This window comes from Vibrio sp. YT-17 (assembly GCF_033337375.1).
In the GTDB taxonomy this organism is placed as follows: domain Bacteria; phylum Pseudomonadota; class Gammaproteobacteria; order Enterobacterales; family Vibrionaceae; genus Vibrio; species Vibrio alginolyticus.
In genome coordinates this window covers 82,322-97,505 of sequence record NZ_JAWOQP010000001.1, presented here as the reverse complement: position 1 = coordinate 97,505, position 15,184 = coordinate 82,322, and the positions used below count along the sequence as shown (strand labels likewise).

Sequence of the window (15,184 nt, the reverse complement as noted above, 5' to 3'; positions counted from 1 at the left end):
GAATGAGTCGTTTACTTAATGAGTTCCAGCATTTTGAATACCATTTCGGAAGAGCTTTTTGCTGCTAGAGGTAGGAACTCATCAAAGCTCATTGGTGATTCTTTATCAGCGACATCAGAGATTGCACGCACAACAACAAACGGAGTGTTGAATTGATGACAAGTTTGAGCGATAGCAGATGCTTCCATTTCTACAGCGATAACTGACGGGAAGTGTTTACGAATAAACTCTTGACGCTCAGCAGTACAAACAAACGCATCGCCAGTACAAATTAGGCCGCGAACCGCATGAGTGTTTTCCATTTGTGCTAGGGCTTTTTCGGCTAAGTCCATTAGCTTGTCATCCGCTTTGAATGCAGCTGGTTGACCGGCCATTTGGCCAATTTCATAACCAAAAGCGGTTACGTCTGCATCGTGATGACGAACTTCTGTAGAGATAACTACATCGCCAAGGTTTAAGCTTGAATCGAAACCGCCAGCAGAGCCTGTGTTAATCACAACGTCTGGTTGGTATTCATCAAGAAGGATTGTCGTGCCCACTGCCGCTGCAACTTTACCGATGCCCGATTGTAGTACGACGACTTCGACATCGTTAATTTGACCAGAGAAAAACGTACAACCTGCTTTATTTACAGTTTTGCAGTTTGTAATTGCTTGCTTCAGGATGGTCACTTCTTGTTCCATCGCACCGATGATACCAACTTTCATAACACTCTCTTTAGGTAAATATTTTAGTTGGCCGAGAGTATAGCACTCCCCGTTGGCAGTTTTCTATTTGATGAGCTTAGCTTGAGTGAGCTTTTGTCGTAATTGATCGGCGCGCTTTCTGTTTACGCCAAAGTCAGAGTAGCCCACACGAGATTCCGAGCGCACAATCAGTTGGTCTCCTGCTATTTTTAGTTCGAGGTCATCCACGAAGCGCATGATTTTAGATGTGCACTCGATACGAAGGTAGTTGCTTTCTTTCACCGCGGTTTTCGCGCCTGGCAGTTCAAGCGCAACTTGCTCAATAGCGTCGATGTTCGCTGAATCCACTAAGATGAATGGCGTTAGGTTGTATTTTTCTCGCGTGTCTTGGGTGGAGACGCAGTTTGGTTTGTCACCACAAGGTGATTGAGAACGATCCGTCATGGTTTTGACTCCTTGGCTACAAGCGGTTAAGCCGAGCAAAGTAATGGAAAGGAGAGCGGCTTTTTTCATTGGTTTTATCCCTTATCATAGGAATTTAATTATATGTAATAAAAGAAAAAAGGATCCAATAGTAGGATCCTTTTTGAGACGTTAACAGTGATTAAACTTCGAGGTAATCGAGAATGCCTTCTGCCGCTTTTCGTCCTTCATCAATTGCGGTTACGACAAGATCAGAACCTCGTACCGCATCGCCACCCGCGAAGATCTTTTCGTTGCTGGTCTGGAACTGGAACTCTTGCTTCGCTGGGGCTTTGATACGACCCCATTGATCCAAATCGACATCAAACGGTGCTAACCAGTCCATTTTGTGCGGCTGGAAACCAAACGCCATGATAACAACGTCTGCTGGTAGAACGTGCTCGCTGCCTTCAACGGGCTCTGGACGTCGGCGACCCGCTTCATCAGGTTCACCAAGTGCGGTTTTCACCACTTTGACCCCCGAGACTTTGCCTGACGCATCCACTTCAACTCCCAAAGGCTGAAGGTTGAACATGAACTTCACGCCTTCTTCCTTTGCGTTTTTTACCTCGCGACGAGAGCCTGGCATGTTGGCCTCATCACGACGATAAGCACAAACTACGTTGGAGGCACCTTGGCGAATTGAGGTACGAACGCAGTCCATTGCGGTATCACCACCACCCAGTACGACGACTTTCTTTCCTGCCATATCGATAAAGGGTTGGTTACTCTCAAGACCCATGACTTTGTAGGTGTTCGAAACTAAAAATGGCAGCGCGTCATACACACCCGGCGCATCTTCATTATCTAGACCTGCACGCATGTATTTATAGGTGCCAACGCCCAAGAAAACAGCATCGTATTCATCAAGTAGCTCTTGCATTTGGACATCTTTGCCTACTTCCATGTTCATGCGGAACTCGACGCCCATTTCAGTGAACACACGGCGGCGGTTTTCCATCACGCCTTTTTCAAGCTTGAAGGAAGGAATACCGAAGGTCAGAAGGCCTCCAATTTCAGGGTAGCGGTCAAACACGACTGGCTTAACGCCATTGCGCACTAGGATATCCGCGGCAGCCAAGCCAGCTGGGCCTGCTCCAATGATTGCGACCTTTTTATCGGTCCACTCCACATTGGACATATCTGGCTTCCAGCCCATTTCAAACGCTTTGTCGGTAATGTACTTTTCTATGTTACCGATGGTGACGGCACCAAAGTCATCATTAAGCGTGCATGAACCTTCACATAGGCGGTCTTGAGGACAAACGCGCCCACATACTTCCGGTAGGCTGTTGGTTTGATGCGATAGTTCAACCGCTTCAAGAATACGACCTTCATTGGCAAGTTTTAACCATTGAGGGATGTAGTTGTGGACTGGGCATTTCCATTCACAATATGGGTTGCCACAATCTAAGCAGCGATCCGCTTGTGCAGTCGCCTGTTGTTTAGTGAACGGTTCATAGATTTCAACGAACTCGATCTTACGAACTTTGATAGGCTTTTTCGCAGGATCTACACGCTGCACATCGATAAATTGATAAACGTTCTGGCTCATGATTCAAACATCCTCCATGATTACTGTGCTTGAACACGCAGCTCTGCGGCACTGCGGCTCTGGTGACCAAGTAGCGTGCGAAGATCTGCCGCTTGTGGTTTCACCAAATAGAACTTTGGAATCCATTCATCAAAGTTCGCCAAAATATTTTCAGCATGACTCGACCCTGTTTCTTCAAGGTGTTCCGCAATTAGGCCACGCAAATGTTCTTGGTGGATGTAAAGATCGGACAATGAGATGGCTTCGACAGACTCAGTATTAACTCGACCTTCAAAGCTTTGGTTCTCATCCAGAACATAGGCAAAGCCTCCAGTCATACCCGCGCCAAAGTTCACACCTGTCGCACCAAGAATGGCAACAATACCGCCAGTCATGTACTCACAAGCGTTATCGCCAGCACCTTCAATGACGGCTATCGTACCTGAGTTTCGTACGCCGAAACGCTCACCTGCTTTACCGGCTGCAAATAGTTTACCGCCGGTCGCGCCGTACAGACAGGTGTTACCAATGATGGTTGCTTCATTACACTTAAATGCAGTGCCAAGGTGAGGTTTGATAACCACTTTACCACCCGCCATGCCTTTGCCCACGTAGTCGTTCGCATCGCCCGTGAGGTAAAGCTCTACACCACCTGCGTTCCAAACACCAAAGGACTGGCCTGCGGTGCCGTCAAGATAGATTTTGATAGGGGAAGCCGCCAACCCTTGGTTGCCATAGCGTTTTGCTATTTCGCCAGATAAGCGTGCACCAACAGAACGATCAGTGTTGATGACATTGTAGAAGAAACTTGCCGATTGACTGTTTTCGACCGCATGCATGGCATCATCAACGATCTTTTGGTTGAGCTCAGCTTTATCAAACGGTTTGTTTGGCTCTGTCCAAAATAGCGGATGGCCCTCAGGTGATACTGGAGCTTCTAGAATATTGGATAGATCCAGCTTGGTCTGTTTCGCTGTAAATCCCTCTACTGCCTCAAGTAAATCGGTACGACCAATCAAGTCCGTCAGCTTTTCAACGCCAAGTTCGGCGAGTAATCCGCGCACTTCGTCTGCCAGGCCGATGAAGTAATTCATCACCATTTCTGGTAGACCTTTGAAGTATTCTTTACGCAGTGTCTCGTCTTGAGTCGCAACCCCAGTTGCACAGTTGTTGAGGTGACAAATTCGTAGGAACTTACAACCCATAGCGACCATTGGCGCAGTACCAAAACCGAAGCTTTCTGCACCTAAAATTGCGGCTTTAACTACGTCTAAACCAGTCTTTAGACCACCGTCTACCTGTAGGCGGATCTTATGACGCAGACCATTAGCAACCAGAGCTTGTTGTGTCTCTGCCAACCCCAACTCCCAAGGGCTACCAGCGTATTTTACCGAAGTTAATGGGCTTGCTGCGGTACCACCGTCGTAACCCGAAATGGTAATAAGATCAGCGTAAGCCTTGGCTACACCCGTTGCGATGGTGCCGACACCTGGCTCGGAGACGAGTTTTACCGAAACCAGCGCATTCGGGTTGACTTGTTTAAGGTCGAAGATCAGCTGGGCCAAATCTTCAATCGAATAGATATCGTGATGCGGAGGAGGGGAGATCAGAGTCACGCCTTGTACCGAATAACGCAGTTTTGCGATTTCTGCGGTGACTTTGTGTCCTGGTAGCTGTCCACCTTCACCCGGTTTCGCACCTTGTGCCACCTTGATTTGCAGTACATCCGCATTAGTCAGGTAATGCGGCGTTACACCAAATCGGCCAGAAGCAATCTGTTTGATACGTGAGTTACGCTCAGTACCGAAACGGCGAGGATCTTCACCGCCTTCACCCGAGTTAGAGTAACCACCAAGACGGTTCATCGCCGTTGCAAGTGCTTCATGCGCTTCTGGGCTAAGTGCGCCAATGGACATTGCCGCTGAGTCAAAGCGTTTGAACAGTTCAGTGCGTGGTTCTATTTGCTCAAGTGGCAGCGGTGAGTCTGATTTTTTCAGCGACATTAAGTCACGCAGCATGGCAACAGGGCGTTGGTTTACCTGCTTAGCAAAGCTCTGATAGTCGTTACTTTCGCCAGATTTAACGGCCTGTTGCAGCGTGCCGACAACATCCGGGTTGTAAGCATGATACTCACCTCCATGGACGTACTTTAACAAGCCGCCATGATCAATCGATTTGCGTTTCGCCCATGCTTTACGAGATAAGTTTGTAAGATCTTGCTGGAAGTCGTCAAAATTCGCGCCTTCAATTCGAGTTGTGACGCCTTTAAAACACAGATCGACCACATCTTGGCTCAAGCCAACTGCTTCAAATAGTTGTGAGCAGCGGTAAGAGGCGATGGTTGAGATCCCCATTTTCGACATGATCTTGTACAGGCCTTTGTTGATGCCGTATTGGTAGTTTTGCATCACATCGCGGTAGTCTTTCTCTAGCGCTTTATCATCAATCAGTTTACCTAACGCTTCATAAGCAAGGTATGGGTAAACCGCAGTGGCACCAAAACCAAGCAAGACGGCAAATTGGTGTGGATCACGGGCTGTTGCGGTTTCGACAACAATGTTGGCATCGCAACGCAAGTTCGCGTCAATCAGACGAGTTTGAACGGCGCCGACTGCCATTGCTGCCGGAATTGGCAACTTACCTTTGACCAAGGCTCTGTCCGAAAGCACCACTAAAACCGTGCCTTCACGAACGACTTGCTCTGCTTGCTCACACAGATCATTAATGGCTTGTTTAAGATCTTTTTGTTGTGGGTCGTAATTGATATCGAGAATGGTATTACGGTAGTGATCGTCACTCAGCTCTAGTAGTTGCTGCATGTCTGAATAGAGCAGTACTGGAGAATCAAAGGTTACACGATGCGCGTGGCCATCGGTTTCACAGAAGACATTCATTTCCTGACCGATGCTGGTCGCCAGCGACATGACGTGTTTCTCACGCAGTGGATCGATTGGTGGGTTGGTGACCTGCGCGAACTTCTGACGGAAGTAATCAGTCACCAAGCGCTCTTTCGAAGAAAGAACCGCCATCGGGGTGTCATCACCCATCGAACCGACGGCTTCTTGCCCCATATCACCTAGGACACGCAATACTTGATCGACTTCTTCATTGCTCATGGCAAACTGCTTTTGATAAGTCTTAAGCAAGTCTTCATCAAAGCTACGCTCACCTACTTGATCTTCAGGCAGCTGAGAGAACGGCGTTAGTTTGCGAACGTTGTTCTCCATCCATTCGCGATAAGGGTGACGAGATTTCAGATCATTATCGATCTCGCTAGATTGCCAAAGCTTACCTTTACGAGTGTCGATGACGAGCAATTCCCCCGGACCTACACGACCTTTTTTGGCAACTTCATCTGGGGCGTAATTCCAAATCCCTACCTCAGATGCCAGAGTGATCAGCTTGTCTTTGGTAATTACATAACGCGCAGGACGTAGACCGTTTCGGTCTAGGTTACAAGCAGCATAACGACCATCGGACAGTACGATACCTGCTGGGCCATCCCATGGTTCCATGTGTTTGGAGTTGAAATCGTAAAACGCACGCAAATCCGGATCCATATCCGGGTGGTTTTGCCATGCTGGCGGTACGAGCATACGCATGGCACGGAAGATATCCATGCCGCCAGCTAAGAAGAGATCTAGCATATTATCTAAGCTAGACGAGTCTGAGCCTGTCTCGTTCACAAACGGTGCTGCAGTTTGTAGGTCAGGCAGCAGTGGTGACGAGAACTTATAAGCACGAGCGCGTGCCCATTGTCGGTTACCTTCAATGGTATTGATCTCACCATTATGAGCAAGGTAGCGGAACGGTTGAGCTAATGGCCAACGCGGTTGAGTGTTGGTAGAAAAACGCTGGTGGAACAGACAGATAGCAGATTCCATACGTAGATCGGCAAGATCAAGATAAAAGCGCGGTAAGTCCGCAGGCATGCATAGGCCTTTGTACACCAAAACTTGAGTCGACAAGCTACAGATGTAGAAATCCGGATCTTCGGTGATTTGTTTCTCGATGCGACGGCGTGCGATGTAGAGACGACGTTCAATGTCACGCTCGCGCCAACCTGCCGGTGCAGAGATAAAGACTTGCTGAATATTTGGAAGCGAGTTGGCCGCAATTGGACCGAGTACTTCTGAATTAGTTGGTACTTCACGCCAACCAGCCACAGTTAGCGTCTCTTGCGCCAGTTCTTTGTTGACGATGTCTTTAGCGAGTTGAGCTTTGACTGGATCTTGGTTGAAGAAAATCATCCCTACGGCGTATTGCTTGCCAAGGTTGAAACCATTTTCTTCGGCAATAAGACGTAAATAGGAATCGGGCTTTTGTAATAGAAGACCACAACCATCACCAGTTTTACCATCGGCGGCGATACCACCACGGTGAGTCATGCGGTCAAGTGCAGAAATTGCTGTACGTACCAGCTTGTGGCTTTGTTCGCCTTCCATATGCGCGATCAAGCCAAATCCACAGTTGTCTTTCTCAAGACTTGGATCATAAAGAGCCATTGCAATTCTCCCTTTGCTTATCCGTCATCCCGACAGATATATCAACACTGCTTACGTTGATATCGATGACTAACTATGCGTCATCTTTATAGCTTTATGTATAATTATTCAGTAAAAGTTGTGAAATATTTAACATTTTTTGAGTGTTTTATTTTCATCAACTTCACAAGCTATAGCTTATTGTAAAAAAGGTCAAGTTATTAGTGGATCATCACGTGAATATACGATTTACCATTTAATAAGCTAAAATAGTTTAATAATTTCAAATAGATAGAAAATTGATTGTTACAAAAAAGTAACATTTGATTCTGTGGGAGATAAAAAAGACCAGCATAAAATGCTGGTCAAAATAGAAAGATTGGAAGGAATTGTTTTCTTTCTTCACCGATAGCCATCGATATTGCTGATGGCTATTAGGCAATTGAAAGAGCGAAGCATGACTGCTTCGTTAAGCAGAAAGCATCAGTGAATCTGCTTTTGCTTCTAGGTTTGTTCCACCCATTAGGTAATCATCGATAGCACGGGCACATTCGCGGCCTTCATTGATACAACGAACCACCAAAGATTGGCCTGTTCGCATATCACCAGCAGCAAATACACCTTCTTGGTTTGTAGCAAAACCTTGAGTTGCTACGTTACCACGATCATCTAGCGCGATATCCAGTTGAGCAAGTACGCCTGTTGGTTCAGGGTGTAGGAAGCCCATCGCTAGAAATGCCATATCACATGGAATCACACGCTCGCTGCCTTCTGCTTCTTTGAAGCTTGGGCGCTCGCCTGGTTTTGCATCTTGCCAAACGATATCAGCAAGACGAAGGCCTGTGACTTCACCTTTGTCATTTCCGATGAACTCTTTGGTCAGGATGTTCCAGTGACGATCGACACCTTCTTCATGAGAGGTCGAAGTACGCAAGATCATCGGGTACTGTGGCCAAGGCATATTGGCAGGACGCTTTTCTGGTGGAATCGGCATGATTTCCACTTGAGTTACACTTGCTGCGCCGTGACGGTTTGATGTTCCCACACAGTCTGAACCCGTATCACCACCACCGATAACCACAACATGTTTACCCGCAGCGTGAATTTCTTCCGTTTTCAGGTCCATGTTATTGGCGCGACGGTTGTTTTGACCTAGGAATTCCATCGCGAAGTGAACGCCTTTTAGTTCACGACCCGGAACGGGCAAATCACGTGGAACCGTTGAGCCACCGGTTAGTAGAACCACATCGAACTCTTGACGCAATTGTTGAGCATTTACATCAACACCGACGTGTTGGTTTACTTTAAACTCAATGCCAGCTTCTGCCATTAGATTGATCTTGCGATCAATGACTTCCATGCTCAGTTTAAAGTCTGGGATACCAAAACGTAGTAGACCGCCCACTTTCTCGTCTCGCTCGAATACCGTCACAGTATGACCTGCGCTGTTTAGCTGCTCAGCAGCTGCAAGGCCAGCAGGACCTGAACCAATGATCGCAACGGTTTTGCCAGTGCGAGAGCGTGGTGTTTTTGGTTTGGCGTACCCTTCACGATACGCCGTTTCTACGATGGTTTTTTCGATATTACAGATAGTGATTGGGTCTTGGTTGATACCAAGAACACAAGCACTTTCACATGGAGCAGGGCAAACACGACCAGTAAACTCTGGGAAGTTGTTCGTCGAGCTTAGGATGTTCCAAGCTTCTTCCCAGCTATCACGATAAACCGCGTCGTTAAATTCTGGGATGATGTTACCGATAGGGCAGCCGTTATGACAAAACGGCACGCCACAATCCATACAACGAGAAGCTTGAGTATTGATCTTGTCACCAAACTCCTCGTTCAGAACGAACTCTTTGTTGTTCTTGATGCGTTCAGCTGGGTCAATCTTCTGTGGTAGTTCACGACCATGCTCTAAAAATCCAGTAGGCTTACCCATTATACGGCCTCCACTTGAGTTTCGTTTCCTTGAGACAGTGCTTCAGCTTTGCGTTTTTGAAGAACCGCTTTGTAGTCACGCGGCATTACCTTAGCCATAGAGGCTAGGCTAGCTTCAAAATTGTCTAGGAAAGACTGAGCGACTTCACTTCCTGTGAATTGAACATGCTTAGTTAGCATGTCGAGTAATAGATCTCTGTCTTCTTGCTCGATTGGATCTAGGTCTACTAGCTCTGGGTTCAGTTTCGACTCAAAGTCACCTGATTTATCCCATACGTATGCCACGCCGCCACTCATACCTGCGGCAAAGTTACGACCTGTTGAACCTAGGATAATTGCTGCACCGCCCGTCATGTATTCACAACCGTGGTCACCGACGCCTTCTACTACTACTTTCGCGCCTGAGTTACGAACACAGAAACGTTCACCAGCCATACCGCGAATGAAAGACTCACCCGAAGTTGCACCGTAGAAACACACGTTACCAACCACGATGTTGTCTTCCGCGACAATACTTGATTTTGCATCTGGGTAAAGTACTAACGTACCGCCAGATAAGCCTTTACCCCAGTAGTCGTTCGCGTCGCCTTCCACTTCGAACTTCACGCCCTTAGCTAGGAATGCACCGAATGACTGACCCGCAGAACCTTTGAACTTCACGTTCATTGGCTGAGGTAGACCCGCATCTTTGTACACTTTCGAGATTTCGTTCGACAACATGGTACCTGCAGAGCGGTCCGTGTTGACGATAGGGAACTCGGCATTCACCGCTTCGCCTTTCTCTAGTGCAGGAATCGCTGCTTGAATCAGCTTACGGTCTAGCACTTCTTCTAGGTTGTGGTTCTGTTGAGCTTGGTTGAATACACCATCAGCTTCACGTGGTTGCTCAACGTGGAGAACAGGAGACAGATCTAGGTTCTTGTATTTCCAGTGAGAAATGTCTTGGCGGATCTTCAGTTTCTGACCTTGACCGACCATTTCATCGATAGTGCGGAAGCCAAGCTCAGCCATGATTTCACGTAGACCTTGTGCCATGTATTGGAAGAAGGTAACGACGTCTTCTACGCGGCCATCAAAGCGCTCGCGAAGCGTCTTGTTCTGAGTCGCGATACCAACAGGACAAGTGTTCTTATGACACTTACGCATCATGATACAACCTTCAACCACTAATGCTGCGGTTGCTACGCCCCATTCTTCTGCACCAAGTAGTGTTGCCACTGCAAGGTCGCGAGGTGTCTTCATCTGACCATCTGCTTGAACCACGATACGGTTACGTAGACCGTTCTTCAGTAGCGTTTGGTGCGTTTCTGCCAAGCCAAGTTCCCAAGGAAGACCGGTATGGCGGATTGAAGACATTGGTGATGCACCTGTACCGCCGTCGAAACCTGCGATTAGTACAACGTCCGCTTTCGCTTTCGCTACACCAGAAGCGATCGTACCTACGCCTGCTTCTGATACCAGCTTCACGTTTACACGGCCTGCGCGGTTCGCGTTCTTCAAGTCGTAGATAAGCTGAGCCAAATCTTCGATTGAGTAGATATCGTGGTGTGGTGGTGGAGAGATAAGGCCAACGCCCGGAGTCGAGTGACGCGTTGCACCGATCCAGTCATCTACTTTATCGCCTGGTAGCTGACCACCTTCACCTGGCTTCGCACCTTGAGCCATTTTGATTTGCAGCTCTTCAGCGTTAGTTAGGTAGTAAGAGGTTACGCCGAAACGACCTGAAGCCACCTGCTTGATTGCAGAGCGTTCCCAATCGCCGTTCTCTTTGCGCTCGAAACGCATTGGGTCTTCACCACCTTCACCAGAGTTCGATTTCGCGCCAAGACGGTTCATCGCAACAGCTAGTGTGGAGTGTGCTTCGTAAGAAATAGAACCGAATGACATAGCGCCCGTCGCGAAGCGTTTCACGATGCTTTCAATTGGCTCGACGTCGTCGATAGAGATAGAACCAGCGGGGTTCTTAATGAACTCAAGTTGGCTACGCAGGGTTACCGCGTTGTCACCTTGCTTATCTACAGCAGTCGCGTATTGCTTGAACTGATCGTAGTTCTTGTTGCGCGTAGACTCTTGCAGTAGAGAAATGGTTTCTGGGTTGAATAGGTGCTTCTCACCACGCTGTTTCCATTGGTAAACACCACCAACATCCAGCATTTGAATTGGGATTTCGCGTTGTGGGTAACCGATGCGGTGACGGATAAGTACTTCTTTGGCGATATCATCAAGGGTTAGACCTTGGATACGAGAAACCGTCCCTGTGAAGTATTTGTCGACCACGGATTTGTGGATACCCAATGCTTCGAAGATTTGCGCACCATGGTACGACTGTAGCGTAGAGATGCCCATCTTCGAGAAGATCTTCAGAAGACCGCCATTGATCGCTTTACGGTAGTTGTTGAACAGATCGCGAGGGTTCGCTTCTGGATCCAACTTCTTCGTACGTTGAAGTTCAATGATGGTTTCAATCACTAGGTAAGGGTTAACCGCATTCGCACCGTAACCAAGTAGCGTTGCAAAGTGGTGCGTTTCACGCGCGTCACCAGTTTCAACCACGATGTCACACTTCGCACGTAGACCTTTACGGATCAAGTGGTGGTGTACTGCGCCAACTGCCAGCATTGCTGGGATCGCTGCGTGGTTTGAATTCACTGCGCGGTCAGTGAGTAGGATGATTGAATAACCATCGATAACCGCGTCTTCTGCGTATTGGCAGATACGTTTTAATGCACGCTCAAGTTTGCCTTGATCTTCACTAGCTTGGAATACGATATCCAACGTTTTCGCTTGTAGGTGCTCGTTATCGATCGCACGCAATTTTTCAAGCTCAGAGTTGGCTAGAACAGGCGATTCCAATTCTACTTTCTGACAGTGAAGTGGTGTTTCAGTCAGAAGGTTTTGGTCTTTACCCAAGTAAGTGTTCAGCGACATAACCATGCGCTCACGGATCGGGTCGATCGGTGGGTTAGTTACTTGTGCAAACAGCTGCTTGAAGTAGTTTGAAAGGTGCTGAGATTGATGAGATAGAACCGCAAGAGGCCAGTCGGCACCCATTGCTGATAATGGTTCTTTCGCGTCATTCGCCATTGGAACGATGATTTCGTTCACTTCTTCAGTGCTTACGCCAAACGCTTGTTGGCGGTGTAGAAGGTGTTCTGGCTTAGGTTGGCTGAACTGGTTGCTCGCATCTGGCAGCTTCTTCAAGCTCAGTAGGTTTTCTTCTACCCACTTCTCGTAAGGCTGTGCCGTTGCGATGGTGTCTTTCACTTCTTCATCAGAGATGATTCGACCTTGTTCTAGGTCTGCAACGAAGATACGACCTGGCTGTAGGCGACCACGGAACTCAACGTTTTCTGGTTCTATATCCACAACACCAGATTCAGATGCCATCACTAGGAAGTTATCTTTGGTCACTGTGTAGCGAGAAGGGCGCAAACCGTTACGGTCTAGTGTCGCACCAACTTGAACACCATCAGTAAAACATACGGAAGCCGGGCCATCCCATGGTTCCATGATGTTCGCATGGTACTGATAGAACGCGCGACGTTTAGGATCCATGTTTTTGTTTTCTTGCCATGCTTCAGGAATCATCATCATCAATGCGTGTGGCAGGCTGCGACCAGACAGAACTAGGAGCTCAAGTGCCATGTCAAAGTTAGATGAATCCGAGCTGCCTTCCTGACAGATTGGAAGAAGCATGTCGATTTCAGCCTGAGTGAACAGGTCTGATTCTAGGATTGCTTCACGGGCTTTCATCCAGTTCAAGTTACCGCGAACTGTATTGATTTCGCCGTTGTGGGCAATGTAACGGAAAGGCTGTGCAAGACGCCATTTCGGGAAGGTGTTGGTAGAGAAACGAGAGTGTACCAGTGCCAGTGCAGTCACCATGGTCGGGTTTTGCAGATCGAGGAAGTACTGAGGTACTTGCTCAGTCGTTAACTGACCTTTGTACACTAATGTCTTGTAAGACATGGAGTTAATGTAGAAGTCGTCACCAATGTTCGAAACGCTTTCTAGGCAAACGCGTACGGTGTAATTACGAAGTACGTACAGTTTGCGTTCTAGCTCTTCAGGCGTGATGCCAGGGCCGCCGGAGATAAACACGTGCTCAAATTGAGGCTCTGTGCTTAGAGGGTCGGCACCAATCATGGAGTTGTCGGTTGGTAATACGCGGTAGCCGATAACTTCAAGGTCTAGACGCTGTGCGTTGCGTTCTAGAATGTCACGGCATTGTTCGCGTTTGTATTCGTCTTTCGGGAAAAGAACGACACCAACACCATACTTTTCAAACGAAGGCAGTTTAATGCCTAGCTTAACGGCTTCTTCTAATAGGAATTCATGAGGTTTTTGTAGCAAGATACCCGCACCGTCACCGCTGCATGGGTCACAACCTTGACCACCACGGTGTTCCATGCGAGCCAGCATATCCAATGCTTGAGTCACTACTTCATGAGATTTACGGTTTTTAAGGTGAGCAACAAAACCGATACCACAAGCGTCATGCTCCAGTTCCGGAGTGTACAGACCCTGTGGATTTTGCTCTCTATCTACCATAGATACATCCTTCCAGTTCAATGTCGACGCAAAAGTACCGGGCAGCAAATACTACCTAGACTATTGATTACGTCTTGTCCTTTATATTTATTATCGCCACCGATCTAGGTTGACCGGTCTTGATTCCTTTCCGTATCTCGCAGGAAAAGTTTTGCGAGAAAAACAATCCTTGGTGGTATCCCTTTATTTATTATCACTATCTAGTGATTTATATAGGTAGGAGTGGGATAACACCGACAAATCCCGCAGTGTGCTTTGTAATAAAAGTCACAAAAATAACGGGGTTGTGTAAGTATCCTACAATTTTGTCACTTCAGAATGCAATGAAAAAGTCGGCGTTGTGACCCAATTTTTTCGTTTAATTATGCATTTTTAGTTTAACATTTACGCAACATGAACGATTTTTGTCTTTAATTATGCAAGTTTATTGATTTTGACCTGCATGGTGGGTGTTTGAATTGATTAATATTGTGTGTTTTTTCTTGCAGGGATGTAATTTATTTACACAGATCGTAGTGAGATTGATTACGATTTATTGTTGGTGAGAATTTATGCAGTTACATGAGTTGGTCAATACAATCGGCCAAGATCTTCAGCGTCGATACGGTGAAAAGGTTCATAAGTTAACATTGCACGGTGGATTTAGTTGCCCTAACCGCGATGGCACGATTGGGCGGGGAGGATGTACATTTTGCAATGTGGCTTCGTTTGCAGATGAAGAAGTCCAGATAAAAAGCATTCACGAACAGTTAAAAGATCGCGCAGGTGAAATTCACAGAGCGAAGAAGTATCTCGCTTATTTTCAGGCCTACACCAGTACCTATGCAGAAGTACAAGTTCTCAAAAACATGTATGAGGAAGCACTAAAGGCTGCAGACATGGTTGGTCTTTGTGTGGGGACGCGTCCTGATTGCGTCCCTGATGCGGTATTGGATTTACTGTCGGGCTATGTACAGCAAGGTTATGAAATTTGGCTAGAACTAGGTCTTCAAACCGCCAACAACGACACCCTCAAACGTATCAATCGTGGTCATGACTTTGAGTGTTATGCCGAAATCACTAAGCGTGCTCGAACACTCGGAATCAAGGTTTGTACTCACTTAATTGTGGGTTTACCCAAAGAAACCCGCGCCGAAAATATTGAAACGCTGCAAAAAGTGTTGGCCGTGGGAACGGATGGCATCAAGTTACATGGCTTGCATATTGTCGAAGGTAGCACCATGGCGAAAGCTTGGCGTGCTGGAAAGCTAGAAGCCCCTGAATTAGAAGAATATGTTGCGATCGCCAGTGAAATGATTCGTATGACACCACCAGATGTGATTTATCATCGCGTTTCATCAGCAGCCAGGAGGCCCACGTTATTATCGCCTCTGTGGTGTGAAAACCGTTGGCTAGCGATGACGGAAATTGGTCGAGATCTCAGTGCTCATGGTGCTCAAGGGAGTCTTACGGGGAATACCTTTATCTATACTAAACCGGAATTAATAGCAGATCGCTCAATAAATAACTGATATATTTTAACCAGTGTT

General features: G+C 47.2%; 7 protein-coding genes. 1 reads left to right on the top strand and 6 read right to left on the bottom strand.

The window, feature by feature from the left end; translation table 11 throughout:
• Positions 1–11: 11 nt before the first annotated feature.
• The 6 genes from mtnN to gltB (R7F67_RS00375) form a co-directional block, all read right to left on the bottom strand.
• Positions 12–707 carry a 5'-methylthioadenosine/S-adenosylhomocysteine nucleosidase gene (mtnN, locus tag R7F67_RS00400; RefSeq protein WP_005381837.1) on the bottom strand — a complete coding sequence of 232 codons (696 nt, stop codon included), beginning with the start codon at positions 705–707 and terminating at the stop codon, positions 12–14.
• A gap of 63 nt (positions 708–770) precedes the next feature.
• Positions 771–1,199, bottom strand: coding sequence for a DUF1499 domain-containing protein (locus R7F67_RS00395; RefSeq protein WP_047102022.1), 429 nt, complete (start codon positions 1,197–1,199; stop codon positions 771–773).
• Positions 1,200–1,290: 91 nt separating this feature from the next.
• Entirely contained in the window at positions 1,291–2,703 is a 1,413-nt protein-coding gene (locus R7F67_RS00390; protein WP_054576668.1) for an FAD-dependent oxidoreductase, read from the bottom strand.
• A 20-nt stretch (positions 2,704–2,723) separates the two neighbouring features.
• Complete coding sequence (gltB, locus tag R7F67_RS00385; RefSeq protein WP_033906097.1) at positions 2,724–7,187, bottom strand: glutamate synthase large subunit; 4,464 nt, start codon at positions 7,185–7,187, stop codon at positions 2,724–2,726.
• A 448-nt stretch (positions 7,188–7,635) separates the two neighbouring features.
• On the bottom strand, positions 7,636–9,105 hold the full coding sequence (locus tag R7F67_RS00380) for a glutamate synthase subunit beta (protein WP_017633629.1): 1,470 nt from the start codon (positions 9,103–9,105) through the stop codon (positions 7,636–7,638).
• Positions 9,105–13,655 carry a glutamate synthase large subunit gene (gene gltB, locus R7F67_RS00375; RefSeq protein WP_017633630.1) on the bottom strand — a complete coding sequence of 1,517 codons (4,551 nt, stop codon included), beginning with the start codon at positions 13,653–13,655 and terminating at the stop codon, positions 9,105–9,107. Before gltB (R7F67_RS00375) ends, R7F67_RS00380 begins: the two co-directional genes overlap by 1 nt.
• A 551-nt stretch (positions 13,656–14,206) precedes the next feature.
• Between gltB (R7F67_RS00375) and R7F67_RS00370 the strand changes: the two genes are divergently transcribed.
• Positions 14,207–15,166 (top strand): TIGR01212 family radical SAM protein, encoded by a 960-nt coding sequence (locus R7F67_RS00370; RefSeq protein ID WP_017633631.1) that lies wholly within the window; start codon positions 14,207–14,209, stop codon positions 15,164–15,166.
• The last annotated feature ends 18 nt before the right edge of the window (positions 15,167–15,184 follow it).